Source organism: Sinomonas terricola (genome assembly GCF_034931225.1).
Classification (GTDB): domain Bacteria; phylum Actinomycetota; class Actinomycetes; order Actinomycetales; family Micrococcaceae; genus Sinomonas; species Sinomonas terricola.
Genome location: NZ_JAYGGQ010000004.1, coordinates 172,671 through 190,225 on the forward strand (window position 1 = coordinate 172,671; position 17,555 = coordinate 190,225).

At 70.0% G+C, this 17,555-nt stretch carries 16 protein-coding genes and 3 tRNA genes; 2 read left to right on the forward strand and 17 right to left on the reverse strand.

The window, feature by feature from the left end; genetic code table 11:
- The first annotated feature begins 778 nt into the window (after nt 1–778).
- Nucleotides 779–1,282, forward strand: coding sequence for a hypothetical protein (locus tag SPF06_RS07860; RefSeq protein WP_323278474.1), 504 nt, complete (start codon nt 779–781; stop codon nt 1,280–1,282).
- A gap of 224 nt (nt 1,283–1,506) precedes the next feature.
- On the opposite strand, the gene SPF06_RS07865 is transcribed toward SPF06_RS07860, so the two are convergent.
- The 16 genes from SPF06_RS07865 to SPF06_RS07940 form a co-directional block, all read right to left on the reverse strand.
- Nucleotides 1,507–1,580: transfer RNA gene (locus SPF06_RS07865), tRNA-Ile, on the reverse strand.
- 68 nt (nt 1,581–1,648) lie between these two features.
- On the reverse strand, nt 1,649–2,866 hold the full coding sequence (locus tag SPF06_RS07870) for a glycosyltransferase (RefSeq protein ID WP_323278475.1): 1,218 nt from the start codon (nt 2,864–2,866) through the stop codon (nt 1,649–1,651).
- A 22-nt stretch (nt 2,867–2,888) separates the two neighbouring features.
- Complete coding sequence (locus tag SPF06_RS07875; protein WP_323278476.1) at nt 2,889–3,806, reverse strand: DMT family transporter; 918 nt, start codon at nt 3,804–3,806, stop codon at nt 2,889–2,891.
- On the reverse strand, nt 3,806–4,456 hold the full coding sequence (locus SPF06_RS07880) for a CDP-alcohol phosphatidyltransferase family protein (protein ID WP_323278477.1): 651 nt from the start codon (nt 4,454–4,456) through the stop codon (nt 3,806–3,808). The genes SPF06_RS07875 and SPF06_RS07880 overlap by 1 nt, the downstream gene beginning before the upstream one ends.
- A gap of 31 nt (nt 4,457–4,487) precedes the next feature.
- On the reverse strand, nt 4,488–5,444 hold the full coding sequence (locus SPF06_RS07885; RefSeq protein WP_323278478.1) for a phage holin family protein: 957 nt from the start codon (nt 5,442–5,444) through the stop codon (nt 4,488–4,490).
- A gap of 135 nt (nt 5,445–5,579) precedes the next feature.
- The gene (locus tag SPF06_RS07890; protein ID WP_323278479.1) at nt 5,580–5,990 is read right to left on the reverse strand and encodes a hypothetical protein; all 411 of its coding nucleotides are present in this window, start codon (nt 5,988–5,990) and stop codon (nt 5,580–5,582) included.
- A gap of 22 nt (nt 5,991–6,012) precedes the next feature.
- Nucleotides 6,013–6,088 (reverse strand) — tRNA-Asn (locus SPF06_RS07895).
- 39 nt (nt 6,089–6,127) lie between these two features.
- Nucleotides 6,128–6,200 (reverse strand) — tRNA-Asn (locus SPF06_RS07900).
- 86 nt (nt 6,201–6,286) lie between these two features.
- Complete coding sequence (dnaG, locus tag SPF06_RS07905) at nt 6,287–8,179, reverse strand: DNA primase (RefSeq protein WP_323278480.1); 1,893 nt, start codon at nt 8,177–8,179, stop codon at nt 6,287–6,289.
- Nucleotides 8,180–8,192: 13 nt separating this feature from the next.
- On the reverse strand, nt 8,193–9,461 hold the full coding sequence (locus SPF06_RS07910; RefSeq protein WP_323278481.1) for a deoxyguanosinetriphosphate triphosphohydrolase: 1,269 nt from the start codon (nt 9,459–9,461) through the stop codon (nt 8,193–8,195).
- Between the two features lie 10 nt (nt 9,462–9,471).
- Entirely contained in the window at nt 9,472–10,680 is a 1,209-nt protein-coding gene (dusB, locus tag SPF06_RS07915; protein WP_323278551.1) for a tRNA dihydrouridine synthase DusB, read from the reverse strand.
- 5 nt (nt 10,681–10,685) lie between these two features.
- Nucleotides 10,686–11,687: a hypothetical protein gene (locus tag SPF06_RS07920; protein WP_323278482.1), complete on the reverse strand. Its 1,002-nt coding sequence runs from the start codon at nt 11,685–11,687 to the stop codon at nt 10,686–10,688.
- A 93-nt stretch (nt 11,688–11,780) separates the two neighbouring features.
- Complete coding sequence (locus SPF06_RS07925) at nt 11,781–12,299, reverse strand: hypothetical protein (protein WP_323278483.1); 519 nt, start codon at nt 12,297–12,299, stop codon at nt 11,781–11,783.
- Nucleotides 12,300–12,409: 110 nt separating this feature from the next.
- Nucleotides 12,410–13,018 (reverse strand): response regulator transcription factor, encoded by a 609-nt coding sequence (locus SPF06_RS07930; RefSeq protein ID WP_323278484.1) that lies wholly within the window; start codon nt 13,016–13,018, stop codon nt 12,410–12,412.
- On the reverse strand, nt 13,015–14,181 hold the full coding sequence (locus tag SPF06_RS07935) for a sensor histidine kinase (protein WP_323278485.1): 1,167 nt from the start codon (nt 14,179–14,181) through the stop codon (nt 13,015–13,017). Before SPF06_RS07935 ends, SPF06_RS07930 begins: the two co-directional genes overlap by 4 nt.
- Before the next feature lie 120 nt (nt 14,182–14,301).
- Nucleotides 14,302–15,354 (reverse strand): CobW family GTP-binding protein, encoded by a 1,053-nt coding sequence (locus SPF06_RS07940; RefSeq protein ID WP_323278486.1) that lies wholly within the window; start codon nt 15,352–15,354, stop codon nt 14,302–14,304.
- 97 nt (nt 15,355–15,451) lie between these two features.
- Between SPF06_RS07940 and SPF06_RS07945 the strand changes: the two genes are divergently transcribed.
- Nucleotides 15,452–16,276 (forward strand): lysophospholipid acyltransferase family protein, encoded by an 825-nt coding sequence (locus SPF06_RS07945; RefSeq protein WP_323278487.1) that lies wholly within the window; start codon nt 15,452–15,454, stop codon nt 16,274–16,276.
- Nucleotides 16,277–16,280: 4 nt separating this feature from the next.
- Here SPF06_RS07945 and SPF06_RS07950 read toward each other — a convergent pair whose 3' ends face one another.
- A complete protein-coding gene (locus tag SPF06_RS07950; protein ID WP_323278488.1) occupies nt 16,281–17,555 on the reverse strand; it encodes a YibE/F family protein in 1,275 nt (424 codons plus the stop codon).

The window sequence follows — 17,555 nt, forward strand, 5'->3', positions numbered from 1 at the left end:
ACACCAGCCGCCACATCATCAGTCCGCTACTCCTTGCAATAGGCCTTGAACGTGCCGCCGCTGTTCCACGACGGGAAATCCAGGGCCGGATACATCCCCTTGTTCTGGCAGGTGATCCACCACGCCTAGGTGTGCGTTCTAGTCGTTCACGTCTGGCTCGGTCTGAGCGCCCTCACCTCCCTCTGTTCCGCGACGTTCTTCGCTCGCCGGGGAGGTTCGATCGCGAGTCTTCGACTTTCGATTCCCATTTTGACGAGCAGCACTAGGAGGCGGGGGCGTAAAAAAGACGTCGACGGGAACGTTGAGGGCCCGGCAGATGAGCCGAGCCGTCCGCGCCTGGTTGACCGACTGGGTCTTCCCTGAGATCAGGTTGTCGATCGTCCCCGGTGCGCAGCCGACGTACTCGGCCAAGCCCCGATTCGTCCAGCCCCGTCGATTCATCACGTCGATGAGGACGTCACGCGCCACAAGCTTGAACCGCATGTCGGCGTGCCACCCCCTCCGGTACGTCCGATGCCTCGTGCGTTCCTCCATTCAATCGAGTACGGGCGCGGTCGTCAAGTAGAAGGTAACGCATCCCGAATCAAAGTTAGGCACTTCTTAGGCACTTCTTAGGCACCGCACGCCGCTTGGCCAGTGATCACGCGGATCGTCGAGATCAAAAGTTAGGCACTTCTTAGGCACAACAGCCGCATGTGCCAGCACGCGGAGCCAAGAGATGCCTAAGATTCAGAGGTTGGGACCGTACCGTCCAGCAGCATGCGCATGAGGGAGAGAGATGAGCCAGCAGGATTTGGGAGCGCTACTCGCTGACGTGAAGGCCGCACGCGGCTGGTCGTTCGAGGCCATGTCGAGGGCCTGCGGAGGTGTGCCGACCGGCAAGCGCCTCTTCCAGCTCGTCAACTCCCCGCTCAAGAACTTCCCGGACCCGGACACGATCCGCGGCCTCCAGCGGGCCACAGGCGCGAGCACGACCGAGATCGTCATGGCGGCCGCCCGCTCCCTCGGACTCGAGGTAGCCGATACGGATCCGGACGCCCTGCACGTTCCCGGCATCTCGCACGCGCCGGACCCGGCCCGGGAGGCGCTCCTCGCCCTTGGCCGCGAGGTCGCGGCACTCGCGGAGGCTGCGTCGTCGTCGCCCGTCAGAAGTGCACGGGGCCGACGCAAGCCCACGGACCTTCCCTCAAACTGGCAGGACCTCGCCGCCTACCAGGGCCCCGAAGAGCATCTCCGCCGCGAAGACGAATGGGGCGCCCGCGGCGAGGAATCGCAGGGCTGACCCGGAAACGGCTGAGGGCCCCCAGAGTCGCAGGTTCAGGGGCCCTCATAAGCGGTTATTCGGTTGTAGCGGCTCCTCGCGGGGAACTCACTATCACCTTCACACGCACAGCCGCTCGCTCCAACACTTGCCTGTACTCGAATCTGGCGAAGCGAGTACCTGATCGGTGTGAGAACGCGGAACCGCCCCCACCACGTGGTGGGGGCGGTTCCGCGTTCGAGGTGTAGGGCTACTGGGACTTGAACCCAGGACCAAGGGATTATGAGTCCCCTGCTCTAACCGGCTGAGCTATAGCCCCTCGCCCCTGCCCGGCATGCACCGTTCGGGGCCATTCCATCCTAGTGGGTGCTGGGAGGGCTGCTTGCGTCACGCGTGGGTCGGGACGGAGTCCGCGCCGCGATACAGGGACTCGAACGTGTCGAGCGTGTAGGTGATGCTGTGCCGCTGCACCATCTCGTGGCTCACCTTGCCCATCGCGAGGCGTTCCGCATCGGGCAGCCGCAGGATGGACTCGATCTTCGCGGCGAGGTCGTCGCTGTCGTGGGGCCGGAACAGGTAGCCGTTCTCGCCGTCGCGCACGAGGTGCGGGAGAGCCATCGCGTCCGCGAGGACGACGGGCGTCGAGGCGCTCATCGCTTCAAGCGTGACGAGGGACTGGAGCTCGGCCGTTCCCGGCATGCAGAAGACGTCGGCCCGGAGATACGCCTCGCGCAGATCCTCATCGGACGCGAGCCCGAGGAACCGCACGCGGTCCCCGAGTCCCAGCCGGGCCACCTGGGCATCAAGGCGCGGCCGAATCTCGCCGTCGCCCACGATCTCGAGGTGCGCGTCGAGGTCCGCGGGAAGCTTCGACAGGGCGTCGATGAGGATGTCGATGTGCTTCTCCTCCGCGAGCCGGCCCGCGAAGAGCACAGTCGGCCACGGATTCCGCTCGACGCGCTCGTCGGGCGCGAGTTCATACGCGTGCGCATCAATCCCGTTCGAGAGCGGGATGACCTCGTGCAGGAACGCGTGGTCGCGCATGGCCTTCGCGGCGAGCGGGGTCGGCGTCGTCACGACGTTCGCCCGACCCATGACCTTGCCCATGTCCTTCCAGGACTGGCGGCCCACGATGTCGAGGAACCACTGCGGGAAGGGGAGGAACGGGTTGAGGTTCTCAGGCATGAAATGGTTCGTCGCGACGACGCGGATGCCCCGCCTCACCGCCTCGTACAGGACGTGCTCGCCGATCATGTAGTGGCTCTGGATGTGGACGACATCCGGCTTGACGCGGTCGAAGAGGAGGGCGATCTCCTTCTTGATCTCCCACGGGAGCACGATCCGGAAGTACGGATGCGTCGGCACCGAATGGGAGCGCAGGCGATGCACCGTCGCCTCGGGCCGGATCTCGCTGAAGCTCTTGCCCTTGTCGGAACGGCTCGCGAGGACGTGCACGTTGTGGCCGCGCGCCGTCATGCCCTTGGCCAGGCGGTAGCCGAACTGGGCGGCCCCGTTGACGTGGGGAGGATAGGTATCAGCGCCGATGAGGATCGTCAGCGGCTTCTGGCTCTGGGCACGGTCTGGCTCAGCGTCGGGCAGGGTCACAATTCCTCTTCTGGTCGGCCGGTCACTGCCCCGGTTCCGCGGATCCCCGGAGTTCGCGTGCCGCTTCGTTCCTGCGACTGGTGACTTCAGGATGATGGCGGGACAGGGCAATGACTCCCACGATAGCAACGAGCGCGGCCGCAGCCATGGCGATCCCCATCACGGGCGCGACATTCGGCCGCAATTCGCCGAGGATCGTGATGCCGATCGCCACGCCGACCATGGGGTCGATCACCGTGAGGCCTGCGATGACGAGATCCGGCGGTCCGGACGAGTAGGCGTTCTGCACGAACCAGGATCCGAGGCCTCCCGCAGCCGCGATCGCGAAGATCGAATACCACTGGACGTTGAGCAGGAAGAGCCCGTTGGGGTCGAGGATCTGGCGCCCGATGATGCGCGTGAGGACCGCCACGAAGCCGAAGAGGACGCCGGCTCCGAGGATGAAGACGAAGGCGTTGAGCCGCTGGCGGAACGCGAGGGCGAGGCCGCCGAAGATGCAGACCGCGAGCACGAGGAGCAGCACGATCGTGAGCTCCTCTCCGGAGGAGACGTGGTGGTTCTCCTCGGTGGCCGTCACGGCCAGGAGGACGAAGAGCGCCGAGCCGGTGACGCATGATGTGATCGCCACGACGGTCGGCCGGTTGAGCGTGATGCCCTGATCCTTCGAATTGACCACGGTCGTGATGACGAGCGCGATCGCGCCGATCGGCTGCACGACCGTGAGCGGCGCCGAGACGAGGGCCATCATGTTGCACACCATGCCGAGCCCGAGCAGGAGGAGCCCGAAGAGCCAGCGCGGATTGCGCAGGAGGCGGGCGAATCCGCTCGAGTTGACCCCGAGCCCGCCCGTGTCGAACTTCACGGCGCTGCCCTGGCGCTGGGCGCCGAGTGCGAGGAAGAGGGCGCCGAGCAAGGCGAGGACGACGGCGAACCACACCATCAGAGGCCTGCCTCCCCCGGGCCGCCCGCGCCGCGGGCCTGCCGTCCGCGGCGAACCCCGCGCCCCTTGCGGACGATCGCCCAAAAGTAGTTGTAGCCCGCGATCCAGTGGCCCACGAGTCCGAGGACGAGGAGGACCCACGCGAGAGCGAGATACGCCGCGGCGCCGGGGATGGGAAGCTTCGAGAGGACGAGCAGCGGGGTGCCGACGAGCAGGAGCGCCGTGCGCAGCTTGCCGATGCGGCTCACGGGGAGGTCGGGGTGGCTTCGGAAGTAGAACAGCGACGTCACGCCCAGGACGATGTCGGGCACGATGAACGCCGCGAGGTACCACCATTGGACGACTCCGGCGAGGACAAGCGTCAGGGCGACGGCCATGAGCGCGAGCCGATCCGCTGCCGGGTCGAGCACGCGACCGAGCTTGGATGTCTGGTCGAATCGCCGCGCCACGTAGCCGTCGACCCAGTCAGTGCCGCCCATGATGCCGAGCACGAGGACGGCCCACCCGTATTCACGAGGCCCCAGGACGAGCCACATGAAGAGCGGCACGCCCATGAAGCGGACGACCGTGAGGACGTTCGGGACGGTCAGCACTCGGTCGTGGTGCTCGGGCGACTCTCCCGGCCGTGCACCCGCGCCGAACACCCTCATCGGATCCCCCGAATGGCGGCCTTGGGTCGCCTCAGCTCTTCACCAGCTTGCGCAGGAAGACCACGAACGCCGTCGCGGACACCGCGAACGCCGCGATGGGGGCCCACCGCTCCTTGACGGCGTCCCCGACGGCCGAGGCGTTCGGCCCCGCGTCAGACGACGCCGCGGCGGACGACGCACGGGGCCCGCCTCCCGCCGTCGTGCTTCCCGCCGTCGTGCCCGCCCCTGTGCGGGGCGACCCCGCGCCCGCGGCGCGGGTCGCAGACTGGGCCTTTGCGAAGGCCGCGGCGCGTACTCGGTTGAACGCGTGGGCCGCGTCCTCGGCGAGGCCCTCGGCCTGGCGCTTGACATCGAGCTCTTCTACGAGGCCGTCGCGGACGTCGAGGATATGCTCGCGCCGCTTGGCGAGGCGCTCACGCAGCTCGGCCTCGCTCGGCGTCGGCGGCTTGAGGCGGCCATGAGCGCGGTCCTCGGCGGCCTTATCCATCTTGGCCTTGGCCTCCGCGGCCTCCTTGGCCGCCTTCGCGCGCTTGTACTGGATCGTCGAGGGATCGAGGACGCGCGGATCGAAGTTCCGACCCTCCGTGATGACCCCGAGATCGTGCCGCATGCCGCGGATCGCGTCGGCGGGGATGAGCGGCATGGCCTTCTTGACGCGGCTCAGGCCGATGAGAACGGCAATGAGCAGGATGATCAGGCACGCCGCGCCGACTACGAGGGCCGCGAGCCAGCCGGGCATGACGGTCGCAAGGCCGAGGATCGCCGCCACCACGAGCGCGATCACGAGGAGGCCGAGGAAGATGAGTGCGACCACGAAGAGCGCCGCGCCGATTCCGGCCTGGACTCCGCGGCTCTTGAGCTCGTACTTCGCGAGGGCGAGCTCGTCGTTGAGCTGCCTCGGTGCAAGGCGTGCCGCCTGGCCGACGAGGTCCGGCAGGGCGGCAAGGCGCGGGCGCCTCCCCGCAGGCGAGCTGTGGCGACCACTCATCGCTGGGCCCCTTCCCCTTCTGGCCAGATTGCTGGGCAGGACCGCGCGGCGGTCCGTCACCAAAGCTACCATTGACCCCCGCCATTCCGGGGCAAGAGCGGTGGGGAGGGGTACTCCGACGGCGTCGGGGCCTTCTCAGCCGAGGGCGCCGAACGCGGCTTCCGCGACGAGGAACTGCTCGGCCGCTGCGACGGCGGCGGCAAACGCGTCGGCGTCGGTCGTCGAGCCGCGAGGGCCGCGCGGCTGCCATTCGTGGCGCGCCGTGAGAACCGGCTCGAGGCCGTCGCCGGGCGGGGCGTAGTAGATCGCGAAGCGCTGAACGGGCCATGCCGCGGGGGTCTCGGGGGCAACGAGAATGGCCGATTTGGCGGAGTAATTGATCCACTGGGCGATCGGCCGGCGATGGTCGCGGACGAACATGCCATCGGCGTAGTGCTCGGCGGACCCTTCGCCGTAGATCCGCTCGTAGCGCACACGCCAGATGGTCAGCAGAGGACCTTCGTAGCGGGTCCATCCGGCGGGCAATGCGACCTTTCGCGCTGCCATGGATCCATGATATTCCGGGGCGTGGCTCCCCCGACTGGACTCGAACCAGTAACCCTTCGATTAACAGTCGAATGCTCTGCCAATTGAGCTACGGGGGAATGGCGCCATCCGTCCACTGAGGGCACAGAGGCTCCAAGCTCCCCCGACTGGACTCGAACCAGTAACCCTTCGATTAACAGTCGAATGCTCTGCCAATTGAGCTACGGGGGAAGGCGCAACGCGGTCCAGATTAGCAGGGAGCCGGGCCGGATACGAAATCAGGACCCGCTCCTCCTCAGTCCCGCCGAGGTCTCGGCTCAGTCCCGGTGCCGCAGCTCGCGGCGGCGCAGCTCGAGCTCCATGAGCTCGCGGTTGAGCCGCTGGCGCTCCTCGGGCGGCGCCGTGGGGTCGAGGCGCTGGAGCTGCCCCATGAGCTCGGCCTTGCGATGGGTGATCTGGAGCTCGAAGAGGCCCGCGAGGATGTCCCGGCAATAGCGCTCAAGCGATTCCTGGGTCGAGGCCGGAAGCGGCGTGACAGCGAGTTCGGCGAGCAGGGGCCGCAGCGGCTCGGGCGCCTCATCGCGCACCCTCTCGACCCACGCGGCATGCCCCTCTCCCCCGTGCCCTAGCGGGCCAGCCGCGCCGATCGCGGCGTGAACCGCCTGATACGCCGGAGCCGTGAAGTGGGACTCGCCGAAATGGCGCCACGCGTCCTCGTCGAGCGTCGCGGGGTACTGGAGCACCACCTCGAGCGCCTGCCGCTCCATCGTCGCCACGGGATCGCGCGGATCGGGGCGTTCCGGGCGGCTGCCGCGGAACCCCGGGGACGGCTCACCCGCCGGAATCTGCGGGGATCCGGCCGCGCCGCCAGGAGCGGACGACGGCGCGCGCCGGCTCGCCGCGCCGACAGCCCTCGCGACGTCGTCGGGCGACATCCCGAGCCACTTCGCGAGCTCGCGCGTGTAGGCGGGACGGATCGAATGGTCGCGGATCTGGGCCACGACGGGGGCCGCCTCGCGCAGCGCGGAGACCCGACCCTCGACCGTGTTGAGATCATGCTTGCGGAGCGTCGCCTGGATTGCGAACTCGAAGAGCGGCCGCCGGCTGTCGATGAGCGCCTGCACGGCCGCGTCACCACGGTGCTGCCGGAGCTCGCACGGGTCCATCCCACTCGGCTCGACGGCGACGAACGTCTGGGCGACGAAGCGCTGGTCCTCCTCGAAGGCCTTGAGGGCCGCCTTCTGGCCGGCCGCATCGCCGTCGAACGTGAAGACGACCTCTCCCCCGGTGCCGTCGTCGGAGAGGAGCCGGCGGGCAATCTTGATGTGGTCGCTGCCGAACGCCGTGCCACAGCTCGCGACCGCGGTGTCGATCCCCGAGAGATGGCAGGCCATGACGTCGGTGTAGCCCTCGACGACCACGAGCTGTCTCTTCTTCGCGATGTTCCGCTTCGCGAGGTCGATGCCGTAGAGGACCTGGGACTTCTTATAGAGCGTCGTCTCAGGGGTGTTGAGGTACTTGGGGCCCTGGTCGTCGTCGAACAGGCGGCGCGCCCCGAAGCCGATGACGTCCCCCGCGATGTCCTTGATGGGCCACACGAGGCGGCCTCGGAAGCGGTCGTAGAGGCCCCTGTTGCCCTCGGAGAACATGCCCGTGAGCTTGAGCTCGTCCTCCCGGAATCCGCGGCCCCGGAGGTGCTTGAGCAGCCCGTCCCAGCCCTGCGGGGCAAAGCCCACGCCGAACCGCTCGGCCACGCCCCGGTCGAAGCCGCGCTCGAACAGGAACTGGCGCCCGGCCGCGGCCTGCGGCGTGAGGAGCTGGTCCCGGAAGAACTCGGACGCGATCTTGTGGGCGTCGAGGAGACGCTGACGCCGCCCGACGTCCTCTCGCCGAGGACCCGCGCCCTCCTCGTAGGTGAGCTCGTAGCTGATCCGGGCCGCGAGCTTCTCGACGGTCTCAGCGAATCCGGTGTGGTCGAGCTTCATGACGAAGCTGATGACGTCACCGCTCTCGCCGCAGCCGAAGCAGTGGTAGGTGCCGACCTGGGGGCGGACGTGGAAGGACGGCGTCCGCTCGTCGTGGAACGGGCACAGTCCCTTCCACGAGCCGATTCCGGCGCTCTTGAGGGTCACGTACCCTTCGACGACTTCCCTGATGTCCGTCCTCGCGCGCACCTCGGCGATGTCTTCGGGTTTGATCAGGCCAGCCACGCCACCACCTTAGTCACCACAGGCTCGGAAGGCTCCCCACGAGGCGTTCATACCAGGCCAGGGCCGAGGAGTCTGTGAGCGAGGCCACTTGGTCGATCACGACGCGCAAGCGCGCCGCCTCGTCCTCGGCGGCGCGCCAATCGGCGGCGAACATGGGCTCGAGATGGCGGTCCCCCGTCGCGCTGAGCGCCGTGACGAGGGCGTGGAGCACCTCGCGCTGACGCTCGTAGATCGGCTGGCGGTGATCGGTCGTCATGACGAACGTCGTCGCGAGGCCCTTCATGACGGCGATCTCCATGACCGTCTCCTCGGGCACGACGACCTGGGCCGCGTAGCGGGTGAGCGGAGCGTCCCCGAAGGCCGCCCGGGTCAGGCCCAGGGCGCTGTCGCAGAACCGGCCGATGAGCTGGCTCGTCATGTTCTTGAGGGCCGCCATGGACTTGCGCGAGCCATCCGCTTCGAGGACCCACACCGGCGTGGCCTCGAGGCGCGCGAGGGCCGCGTCGATCCCCTCGGGGTCGCTGTGCGGGAGGTACCACTGCTGCGTGTAGCCGACGACGCGCGCGCGGTGGTCCGGGTTGGCCATCCACCGGAGCTGGAACTTGCCCGCGACAATCGCGTCCTCGACGTCGTGGACCGAGTAGGCGATGTCATCCGACAGATCCATGATCTGGGCCTCGAGGCAGCTCCTCCCGGCCGGGGCGCCCTCGCGGATCCATTCGAAGATCGCGAGATCGTCCTCGTACGCGCCGAACTTGCTCGTGCGCTGGCCGTGCACGAGCGGCGCATCGGGAGCCGTCCACGGGTACTTGCACGCGGCGTCGAGGCTCGCGCGGGTGAGGTTGAGGCCCGCAGGGCGACCCTCGGCATCTAGAACCTTGGGCTCGAGCCGGGTCAGAAGCCGCAGTGTCTGCGCGTTGCCCTCGAAGCCGCCGATGCGGTGGGCGATCTCGTTGAGGGCGCTCTCGCCGTTGTGGCCGAACGGCGGGTGGCCGAGGTCGTGGCTCAGGCACGCGGCGTCGACGACGTCCGGGTCGCATCCGAGGACGCGGCCCAGCTCGCGGCCCACCTGGGCGACCTCGAGCGAGTGCGTGAGACGGGTGCGCACGAAGTCGTCGGTGTCCGGTGCGACGACCTGGGTCTTGGCCCCCAGGCGGCGGAGGGCCGAGGAGTGCAGGACGCGCGCGCGGTCACGCTCGAAATCACTGCGGTAGCCCTTCTTGGGCGGCTCCGCGACCCACCGCCGGCTGTCCTCGGCCGTGTAGTGGCTGCCCTTCGTCATCTCACGCGCCTCAGCCACCGGACACGTCCAGCTCGGCCGCGGCGATGTCCCGGGTCTGGTCCGCATTCATCGAGCGGCTTTCAAGCCAGCGGTCCGGGAGGGCGGGCCGTTTCGGCGATCCGGCACGCCCCCGAGGGCCCTCGGCGTCGACACCAGGGTACGGCGCGGCGGCGTCGAGCTCGCCGAGGAGTTCGCGCAGGACGGCAAGGGTCGGGACCTGGGCGAGCTTCGCCCGCAGCTCGCCGCCCACCGTGTAGCCCTTGAAGTACCACGCGACGTGCTTGCGGATGTCCCGCAGCGCCTTGCCCTCGTCCTCGAAGTAGTCCACGAGGAGCTCGGCGTGCCGGCCGAACGCCTCCGCGACCTCGCCGAGCCCCGGGCGGATGCGGTCCTCGCGCCCCTCGAACGCCGCCTGGAGGTCGCCGAAGAGCCACGGCCGGCCCTGGCACCCCCGCCCGACGACGACGCCGTCGACGCCGGTCCGCTGGACCATGCGGATCGCGTCCTCAGCGCTCCAGATGTCCCCGTTGCCGAGGACCGGAATATCGGGAAGCGCGTCGCGCAGTCTCGCGATGGCATCCCAGTCGGCCGTGCCCGAGTAGAACTGGGCGCACGTCCGGCCGTGGAGCGCCACCGCGGCCACGCCCGCATCCCGGGCGATCCGGCCCGCCTCGAGGTACGTCAGATGATCGTCGTCGATGCCCTTGCGCATCTTGATCGTGAGCGGGATGTCGCCGCGCTGCGCCTCGCGGACGGCTGTCGTGACGATCGAGGTGAACAGGTCCGTCTTCCACGGGAGCGCCGAGCCCCCGCCGCGCTTCGTGACCTTGGGCACGGGGCAGCCGAAGTTGAGGTCGATGTGGTCGGCCCGTTCCTCGTCGACGAGCATGCGGACGGCACGGCCGACCGTCACCGGGTCGACGCCGTACAGCTGGACTGAGCGGACCTTCTCGTCGTCGTCGTGCGAAATGATGCGGAGCGACTCGGGGTGCCTTTCGACGAGCGCGCGCGACGTGACCATCTCGGCGACGTAGAGGCCACCGCCGAACTCGCGACACAGTCTGCGGAACGCGGTATTCGTGATGCCTGCCATAGGTGCCAGGACCACCGGGGTCTTGATCGTGAGGCGGCCGAGGCGGAGCGGCGGAAGCTCGAGCTTGGGAGGCGTCGCCGCGGCGTCGGAAGGCGCCGCCGAAAGCTCGACGGGGGCGGTGGGCACAGCAGTCACCCATCCATTGTGTCAAAGATGGGATTCACGCCCCGCGTCCCGACCGAGCCGGCGGCCTTGAGCGCCTCGCCGACGTCGGGCGGAAGACCGAGCCGCTCTTGGTCGAGGCCCGCCGCCTGCGCGGTCAGGACCTCCTCCCCCGGCCGCCACCAGAAGAGTTCGCGGCTCAGCGGCGCGACCTCGCCCTCGCCGAGGATGCCCGCGAGCTGGAGCATCCGTTCGACCTCCTTGCTTGTCGTGTCCTCGCGCACGGGCTGGATGCCCAACAGGCGGTGCGCGGGGACGCAGAACAGGGCGCCGAGAGGCCCGACGTCGAGCCCGAGCGTCTCGACAAGCCGCTCGGGGTACGCGAGCCACGCGGCTTGCCGCGGATGCTCGGATTCGAAGACGATGACGCTCGATCCGTTCGGAGCCGCGTAGATCGCGGGATCGCCGAGGCCTGCGGCGACGAGGTTGGCCTCTGCCGCACTCCACGCCTCCTCGACGCCGCCGGCCTTCGCGAGATGGATGTCGGCGAGGAAGGCAGAAGCCTGGTCGTGCCGGACCGCTACGAGCAAGGGCATGCCCGCAACCCGGCGCGCGTACGTGTAGTCCTCCGCGAGCAGCTCCTCGGGGATGCGCCCCGGCGCCGAGAAGCGAGGGAACAGCCCTTCGCGGAGCTGCGTCCTGTCCAGATGCGGCGGGGCGGCGAGGGCACTCGCGATGAGCCGCCCGATGACCTCCGCGGCCAGAGGCCCCCATTGGTCTTCCGGCACGCGGGCCGCCTCGCGGGAGATGGTCGAGAACCCCAGGATGGCCCCCGGCGCCGTGAACGGCCCTCCCGTGACGACGATATGGCTTCCCCGGTCCCAGGCCCGATATCCGAGCGCACGGACAGCCTCCGCGCAGTGGCCCCGGAGGGCTTCGGCGCGCCGGGTCGTGAATCCCGGAATGAAGCGGTCGGACCCGTCCGGCCCTTTATATGTGCGCGAGCGCTTGAGGCGTGCAGCCTTGCCCATGTAATCCCCCCATGACAGATGTGTGCGATGGCCCCGACGCTACCGGAGCCATCGCACCCAGAGGAGGCGCTCGCCGTCGTATGTGGATAACTCCTACGCGACGGACTCGCGGACCGGCATCGAGGCGCCCGCGAGCGCGGCGGCCCGGCGGGCCACGACGCCGCTCTGGATCCCCAGCGTGACCGCGATGTAGAGCATGATCGAGGCGCTCGAGACGGGGCTCGGACCCCGCACGCCGTCGAGCGCAGACCCGAGGACGTCGACGGCGACGTGGGTCCCGATCGCGGCCATCCACAGGCCGACTGCGGGCCAACCACCCCGGCGGTAGGCGACGCCGTCCTGAATCCAGACCGCCGCCGCACGGCCGCGGAGCCAGCCGAACCCGGCAGCCAGCCCGAGGGACAGCGCGAGCGCGAGGGCCTCAGCCGGGGCGATTCCGCGCGAATCGGCGAGCTGGGCGAGCTGCCACACGCCAATCGCGCCGAGGATGAGGAACACGCCCACCTTGAGGGGACCGACCGGGCGCGTCTGGAATTGGCGCACGACGGCCCACGCGAGGACGCCGACGGCGAGGACGACGTTCGCGTAGGAGAGGCTGCTCGTGAGGTTCATGGATTGGCTCCTGGACTCGGTGGACGCCGCCTTCGGCGGCCTGTATCCATCGTTCCGCCGCGACGCTGGCCGGGCCCCGTGCACGTGTCACGTTCTGGGCATGACATTTGTCAGATGAGCCAGCCGTTCTCCTCCGCGATCCTCGCCGCTTCGGCGCGTGTATTTGCGCCGGTCTTCCCCATGGCGTTCGAGAGATAGTTCCGGACGGTGCCTTCCGAGAGGAACAGCTCGCGGGCGATGCCCGCGATCGTCGCCCCGCCCGCGGCCGCGCGGAGGACGTCCGTCTCGCGCTCGGTGAGCGGGCTGTCCCCGGCCGTGAGGGATTCCGCCGCGAGCACCGGGTCGACGACGCGGAGGCCGGATGCGACGCGCCGGACGGCGTCCGCGAGCTGGCGCGCCGGGGTGTCCTTGACGACGAAGCCCGCGGCACCCGCCAGCATCGCGCGCCGGAGGTACCCGGGCCGCCCGAATGTCGTGACCATGAGCACGCGGCACTCGGGCGCGGCGTCGCGGACTGCCGCGGCGGCGGCGATCCCGTCGAGGCCAGGCATCTCGACGTCGAGGATCGCGACGTCGGGCCTGTGCTGGGCCACCGCGGCGAGGACCTCATCCCCGCGTCCCACCTCGGCAACGACCTCGAGGTCCGGCTCGAGGCCGAGAAGTGCAGCGAGCGCGCCGCGGACGAGCGCCTGATCGTCGGCGATGAGCAGCCGGATCACGCCGAGACCCTCAGTCTGAATCCGCCCAGCTCCGAACGGCCAAGGGACAGCACGAAGCCTGCCGCCTCCGCTCGCTCGGCGAGGCCGTCGAGCCCGTGCCCCCGTGCGGGCGCGGAGCCCGCGCTCCCCGGGCCCACGCCGTCGTCGTCGATCTGGATCCAGTCCTCGCCCATCGCCACCTCGCACACGGAGGCCCGCGAATGCCGCACGACGTTCGTGATGCCCTCCCGCAGAACCCATCCGAAGAGCTCGCGATGCGCGGCGGAGACGGCGTCGGCCGCCGTCGGCAGGTGCGCGGCGACGCCGGCCGATCCGAGCGACGCGCGGGCCTCGGCAAGCTCGGTCGCGACGCTCACCCCGCGGAACCCCTGGACCGTGGCCCGCACGTCGGCGAGCGCGCCGCGCGCGAGCTCCTCGAGATCCGCCGCCTCGCGCTCGGCGCGGTCCGGGTCGAGGCGCACGAGGCGCCCGGCCAGCTCGGCCTTGACCGCGATGACGGTGAGCGAATGCCCGAGGATGTCGTGGAGGTCGCGGGCCACGCGGTTGCGCTCCTCGGCGACGGCGAGATCGGCGAGCTCGTGCTGCGCCGCGCGCAGGGCGCGCAGGGTCTGCGCCTGGCGTCCGAGGGCGGCGAGCAGAAGGCCGATCGACGCGATGAGCGCAGGCTGGTTGATCGCCTCGACGAACGTGAGGTCGTGGGCGAGCTCGATCGAGAACGATGCGACGAAAAGAGCCGCGATGAAGCTCAGAAACGCCGGGCGGGGAAGCTGCTGCAGTCCCGCCGCGACGGCGACAAATGTCCAGTACCAGCCGGGCTGGGGGTCGTAGAGGAAGAAGCCGATGCTCAAGCCCACGAGCACCGCCAGGAGCGCGATCTTGCGCACGAGCGAGCTCCCCCAGCTGTACGGGGGCACGAGGAGGAATGCGAGCATGAAGAGGGCCAGGTGCGCGACGCGAAGGGGAAGCTGCCCCGCAGCGATGGCCGCGGCCGCGAAATGGCCCCAGTTCCCCGCGGTCCACAGGGCGACGGCGACGCTCGCCCCGGCGAACCAGCGGCGCGCCGCGCGCGCCCCGAGCACGCCGAGGGTGCCGAGGCCCGAAAGGTCCTGCCCGAAGATCTCGCCCGCGCCCGGCTGGCCGGGACGCTCGATCGTGGGGCTCATGGATTCACTGTAGTGCTGGCCCGCATCCGAGAAGGCCTGCGGGCGAGACGACGAGGAGCGCGCAGGCAATCCGCCGTCCTCCCAAAGCGTGTGCCCGATCTCGCCGAGCCCAGCATCCGCTCACGCACTCGCCCGGGCAAGGCGCCGCAGGCGCGCGAGGCCCACCTGGCCAACCCCAGCGGAAGGCTCGAGCGCGCGCTCAAGGCTTGGCCGCGCGTCGTCCTCGTCGAGATGCAGACCGACGGCGACGAGCTCGCTCGCCGGTTCGCCCGAGCGGGCTGCCCGCGCCACATGGATCGACCTGCCCACGACGTTCACAACATACACGGCGACTCCGCGCCCGGTGCGCACAGCGATACGGCCCTTGAGCCGATACGCCCCCGCGGGCGGCGCTTCGAGCACATCGACGACACGGCCGGGATCGGCCGTGCCCACCGAGCGCGCGGACACGGCGCGCGCATGCTCATGGGAGCCATGCCTGTGGGAGCCGTGCCCGTCGACGCTCTGCGCCGCGCGGAGCAGCGCCCCGATCGGAAGCTGATCGTCGGGGTCCTCGAGCGAGGCGACGTCGTAGACGAGCGAAGGGTCCACGCGGCCGAGCGACGTCCGCACGATGTGCACATCCGGATTGGCCCCGCGGATGCGGCGCTCGATGCGGCTCAGGGTCTCCTCGCGGTCGGAGTCGGGAAGCTGATCGCACTTGTTGAGCACGACGAGCGACGCGACGGAGAATCTCGCGGGCACGAGCGCGCCCGTATCGACCGTGCGGAAGTACTCGACGGCGTCGACGACGTCGACCACCCCGCCCACCCGCACGCGCTCGACGCCGCTGTACTGGATGAGCCGGGCGAGCGAGCCGGGCTGCGCGATCCCGCTCGCCTCGACGATGACGACGTCGAGCGCGAGCCGGGGGTGCGCGAGCTTCCGGAGGGCCTCGTCGAGTCCGCCGCCGTCCGGCAGGCAGCACACGCAGCCGCCGGAGATCGAGGCTGGCTCGTCGATCTGGCCGCGCACGAGCGCCGCGTCCACATTGATGTCGCCGAAGTCGTTGACGACGACGCCGACGCGCGCGCCGGGCTGCCGCAGGAGATGGTTGAGCAGCGTCGTCTTCCCCGCGCCCAGATAGCCCGTGAGCGCGATCACCGGAATCCGCTCCCCTGCCCACACGCTCACACCGTCGCCCCCTCCACGCCGCTCCATTGTTGACACCGATTCTCATCATCACTCATCCCTCGGCCCGGGGCCACTTTTGCCCCTACGCTGGGGTCTCATGGCGAGGGCATCGGACGCTGCGGCACGCACGGCCCCTCGCGGCCTGCCGCTCTACGACCTCGCCCGGTTCCTCTTCGCGTGGCTTGCACGACGCCTCCGCACCGACGTCGCCGCGAGTGGGCTCGAGAACATCCCGCCGGGCCAGGTCGTGCTCGCCATCACGCACTTCGGCTACATCGACTTCGTGCCCGTGGGCCTCGTCTGGTGGCAGCGGCGGCGCGAGCGGCTCCGCTTCCTCGTCGGCCCACGGCCGTACCGCAGCCGCATCCTCGGCGCGGCGATCACAGCGTGCGGAGGGCTCGCCGTGCTCGGCGCGCCGAACCACGCAAGCCTCGCCGCCTCGCTCAGAGCGCTCGACGGCGGCTGGAGCGTCGCGCTGTTCCCCGAGGCCGGGGTGAGCCGCAGCTTCACCGTGCGTCGGTGCCACACCGGCGCCGTGCGGATCGCCGTGCAGACCGCGGTCCCGCTCGTGCCCGTGGCCGTGTGGGGCGGACATCGGGTGACGACGCGAGGGCACGGCACCTTCGGCGACACGGGCAGCGGCTCGCTCCGGGATCTCTGGGAGGCGCCGATCCGGGTGCATTTCGGCCCGCCGCTCGCCCTCGATCCGGCCGACGACCCGGAGGCCTCAGCCGAGCAGCTCCAGGCGGCCATGCAGGCCGCTGCGGACGTCGCCGTCCGCTCCTTCCGGCTTGGCGCCCCGCCGGGCGCGTGGTGGCTGCCCGCGAAGTTCGGCGGGGGCGCCCCGACCGAGGCCGAACGCGACATCTGGGACGCGCGGGACGCGATGAACGGGATGCGGCCGGACCGCGACAAGATGTGACGCGTTACCGCGTTTCGGACAGCTCGGCGTGGCCGGGCTCGCGGGCCTCGAGCCGGGCCGCCCCGGCGGCCTTGACCACGGCGACGGCGATCGCCGTCGTCATCGGGATCGCGAGCACGAGCCCGATCGAGCCGACGAGCGTGCGCACGACTTCCTCCACGAGTTCAGACCCCGTGAGGGCGTCGAGGAGCGGGCGATCGTAGAGCATGACCATGATGAGGATCGGGAGGGCGGCTCCGGCGTAGGCGAACGTGATCGTGTAGACCGTCGAGGCGAGATGGTCGCGGCCGATCCGCAAGGCGGACGCGAACAGCTTCCGAGCCGGCGTGTGCGGGGCGAGCTCGTAGAGCTCCCACACCGCGGAGGCCTGCGTGATGGTGACGTCGTTGAGGGCCCCGAGGCTCGCGATGATGAGCCCGCACAGGATGATCCCAGAGATCGAGAGCTTCCCGCCGAGGTTCACGAGGGACGCCGCGTCGTGCGGGCCTACCCCCGTGAGGTTCCCCGCATCCGTCGCCCAGGCCGCGAGGACGGCCGTGACGCCGAGCCCGAAGATCGTCCCGAGCAGCGCCGTCGACGTGCGCGCCGAGACACCGTGGGCGAAATACAGGACCGCCATCATGATCACGATGGAGCCAACGAGGGCGAGCAGGAGCGGCGGCTTCCCCTCGACGAGTCCCGGGAGGACGAAGACGGCAAGCACCACGCACGCGCCCACGAGGCCGACGAGCGCGCGGAACCCCCGCCAGCGCCCCACCGCGATGACGACGACGGCGTACAGGCCCGCGAGCAGGAGGATCGGGACCGTGCGCACGAAGTCGACGAAGACATACGACGGCGGCTGCGGGCCGGAGGCACCCTGCGACTGGGCCTGCTGGACCTTCGAGAGGTTGAGGTACCGCACCTTGTCCCCCGGCTTCACGCCGTGGGACACCATGACGTCCGGGTTCATGAGCACCTGCACGGGGGCCCCGCCCGAGTCGGGCTGCGTCACCGCGATCGTGCATTGGGACGGCTGCTGGCCCCGCTCACATCCCGACTGCATGACCTGCTGCACGGTGCCGGTCTCTATCGTCACACCCTGGGCCACGGCGTAGGGGTTCGCGAGCTTGAGGTCGCCGCGGTCGCCCGTGGGCCACAGGAGCACCATCGCGACGAGCGTCACGATGCCGAGCGGCACGAGGACCGCGGCGAGGATCCACGTCGCACGGCGCCGGGCCACGGCCGCGGCCGGGCTCGGCGCCGTGGCCGGTCCTGCGTGGCTGTGCCCGGCGCCCAC

Excerpts from the sequence above, each read along its gene's own strand:
- SPF06_RS07860 (WP_323278474.1), top strand. The coding sequence starts at position 779 with ATGAGCCAGCAGGATTTGGGAGCGCTACTCGCTGACGTGAAGGCCGCA.
- SPF06_RS07875 (WP_323278476.1), bottom strand. The coding sequence starts at position 3,806 with ATGGTGTGGTTCGCCGTCGTCCTCGCCTTGCTCGGCGCCCTCTTCCTC.
- SPF06_RS07880 (WP_323278477.1), bottom strand. The coding sequence starts at position 4,456 with ATGAGGGTGTTCGGCGCGGGTGCACGGCCGGGAGAGTCGCCCGAGCAC.
- SPF06_RS07885 (WP_323278478.1), bottom strand. The coding sequence starts at position 5,444 with ATGAGTGGTCGCCACAGCTCGCCTGCGGGGAGGCGCCCGCGCCTTGCC.
- SPF06_RS07890 (WP_323278479.1), bottom strand. The coding sequence starts at position 5,990 with ATGGCAGCGCGAAAGGTCGCATTGCCCGCCGGATGGACCCGCTACGAA.
- SPF06_RS07910 (WP_323278481.1), bottom strand. The coding sequence starts at position 9,461 with ATGACGAAGGGCAGCCACTACACGGCCGAGGACAGCCGGCGGTGGGTC.
- SPF06_RS07920 (WP_323278482.1), bottom strand. The coding sequence starts at position 11,687 with ATGGGCAAGGCTGCACGCCTCAAGCGCTCGCGCACATATAAAGGGCCG.
- SPF06_RS07925 (WP_323278483.1), bottom strand. The coding sequence starts at position 12,299 with ATGAACCTCACGAGCAGCCTCTCCTACGCGAACGTCGTCCTCGCCGTC.
- SPF06_RS07935 (WP_323278485.1), bottom strand. The coding sequence starts at position 14,181 with ATGAGCCCCACGATCGAGCGTCCCGGCCAGCCGGGCGCGGGCGAGATC.
- SPF06_RS07945 (WP_323278487.1), top strand. The coding sequence starts at position 15,452 with ATGGCGAGGGCATCGGACGCTGCGGCACGCACGGCCCCTCGCGGCCTG.